The organism is Bacillus sp. JJ1127, from assembly GCF_036965845.1.
GTDB lineage: Bacteria > Bacillota > Bacilli > Bacillales > Bacillaceae_G > Bacillus_A.
Genome location: NZ_JBALQK010000016.1, coordinates 901 through 3,243, shown reverse-complemented (window position 1 = coordinate 3,243; position 2,343 = coordinate 901). Strand labels below are relative to the sequence as shown.

Annotated in this window: 2 protein-coding genes; one reads left to right on the top strand and one right to left on the bottom strand. The window is 35.6% G+C overall.

Annotated features, from left to right (window positions below):
• Positions 1–82 precede the first annotated feature (82 nt).
• The gene (locus V7183_RS02460; protein WP_097899517.1) at positions 83–1,543 is read left to right on the top strand and encodes a CoA-acylating methylmalonate-semialdehyde dehydrogenase; all 1,461 of its coding nucleotides are present in this window, start codon (positions 83–85) and stop codon (positions 1,541–1,543) included.
• Positions 1,544–1,762: 219 nt separating this feature from the next.
• Here the strand turns inward: V7183_RS02460 and V7183_RS02455 are convergent.
• The coding region (locus V7183_RS02455; RefSeq protein ID WP_335358588.1) for a LysE family translocator at positions 1,763–2,343 on the bottom strand (581 nt) is incomplete at its 5' end.

Here is a 2,343-nt window from a genome sequence, read left to right as displayed (position 1 = left end):
GAAAAATTAAAATGAATTTATATAGGTGTAAAGCTTATCATACTTTCATTACTATTTTATAAAACAAAAAGGGGCGAATATAATGATTACAACAGAAATTAAACGAGTGAAAAATCATATTAATGGTGAATGGGTAGAATCTACTGGTACGGAAGTTGAAGCTGTTCCGAATCCTGCAACAGGAAAAATAATTGCTTATGTTCCGCTTTCACCAAAAGAAGATGTCGATCGTGCTGTAGAAGCTGCAAAAGCAGCTTATGAAACATGGTCTAAAGTACCGGCTCCAAATCGTTCAAGACAATTATATAAATACTTACAACTTTTACAAGAAAACAAAGACGAGCTTGCTAAAATTATTACATTAGAAAATGGGAAAACATTAAAAGATGCAAGTGGAGAAGTACAGCGTGGGATTGAAGCTGTAGAACTTGCGACATCAACACCAAACTTAATGATGGGGCAAGCACTTCCAAATATTGCAGGTGGAATTGATGGTTCAATTTGGCGCTACCCAATTGGAGTTGTCGCTGGTATTACACCATTTAACTTCCCAATGATGATTCCGTTATGGATGTTTCCGTTAGCAATCGCTTGCGGTAATACATTCGTATTAAAAACATCTGAAAGAACACCTCTTTTAGCAGAGAGACTAGTAGAGTTATTTTATGAAGCAGGTTTCCCAAAAGGGGTTTTAAACTTAGTACAAGGCGGAAAAGATGTTGTAAATAGCATTCTAGAAAATAAAGATATTCAAGCTGTCTCATTTGTTGGATCTGAGCCAGTGGCACGCTATGTATATGAAACAGGAACAAAATATGGAAAACGAGTACAAGCACTTGCAGGAGCGAAAAATCATGCGATTGTTATGCCAGATTGCAATCTTGAAAAGACAGTACAAGGTGTTATTGGCTCTGCATTTGCGAGCAGCGGTGAACGCTGTATGGCATGCTCTGTTGTAGCGGTTGTGGATGAAATTGCTGATGAATTCATTGATGTTCTTGTATCAGAAACGCGTAAATTAAAAGTCGGTGATGGCTTCCATGAAGATAATTATGTAGGTCCATTAATTCGTGAATCTCATAAAGAGCGTGTGCTAGGTTATATTAATAGCGGTGTAGCAGATGGAGCTACTTTATTAGTGGATGGTCGTAAAATTAATGAAGAAGCCCGTGAGGGGTATTTCGTTGGAGCGACAATCTTTGATGACGTAAATCAAGATATGAAAATTTGGCAAGATGAAATCTTTGCTCCGGTATTAAGTATTGTGAGAGTAAAAGATTTAGAAGAAGGGATTAAGCTTACAAACCAATCAAAATTTGCAAATGGAGCTGTTATTTATACATCAAGCGGTAAACATGCACAAACATTCCGTGATAACATTGATGCAGGAATGATTGGTGTAAACGTAAACGTTCCAGCGCCGATGGCATTCTTTGCATTTGCAGGAAATAAAGCATCCTTCTATGGTGATCTTGGAACAAATGGAAAAGATGGCGTTCAATTTTATACACGTAAAAAAGTTGTGACAGAGCGCTGGTTTTAATAGATAAATAAAACATATATGTAACTTGTTACATGTACAAAAAGTACACCACTCATTAGAGAAGGCTGCTGACAAAGTGTCTACTTTGAGTAAATAACAGGATCTTTATCAATATATAGAAAACAAAAAGAAGATAACTCCTATATACAGTAGGGGTTATCTTCTTTTTTAAGGGGCTTTTTCAGTGCCCTCCATTAGAGAGAGGTGTACTTTTTATCGTTAACTGTTTTTTTCGAAAGCTAATTTGATACCAAATCCAATTAAAACAATGCCAGTAAGTCCTTGAATGTATCTTTGTGTAGCAGGCTTTTTCATAAAGACGCTTATTTTATCAATTAAAAATATATAAAAGGCAAACCATATCACTGTTAAAATGAGGTAGGTAAGACCCATAATCAAAAACTGAACAAGCGTATTATGATTAGGCGTTAAAAATTGCGGTAAAAAGGTCAAAAAGAATACAGCGACTTTAGGGTTTAAAAGGTTAGTAAGAAAACCTTGTCGAAAACAAGATTTGTTTTCATCAGCATGTTTCATCGGTAGATCATTCGTAGTTATGCTGTTTTTGTTTTTTAAAGACAAAAGTGCTTTAATGCCTAAATAGATTAGATAAATAGCACCAACATATTTGAAAATAGAAAATAGGAAAGCAGATTTAACAATAAGAGCTGAAAGACCAATTACAGCAGCTAAAGTATGAATTAAAAGAGCAATACATGTACCGAAGACTGTTTTTACACCTCCGATTTTTCCTGCGGTGAGTGTATTTTTTGTAGCCATTGCAGTATCGGGACCAGGTA

Coding starts and splice junctions, on each gene's coding strand:
- V7183_RS02460 (WP_097899517.1), top strand. CDS start 83: ATGATTACAACAGAAATTAAACGAGTGAAAAATCATATTAATGGTGAA.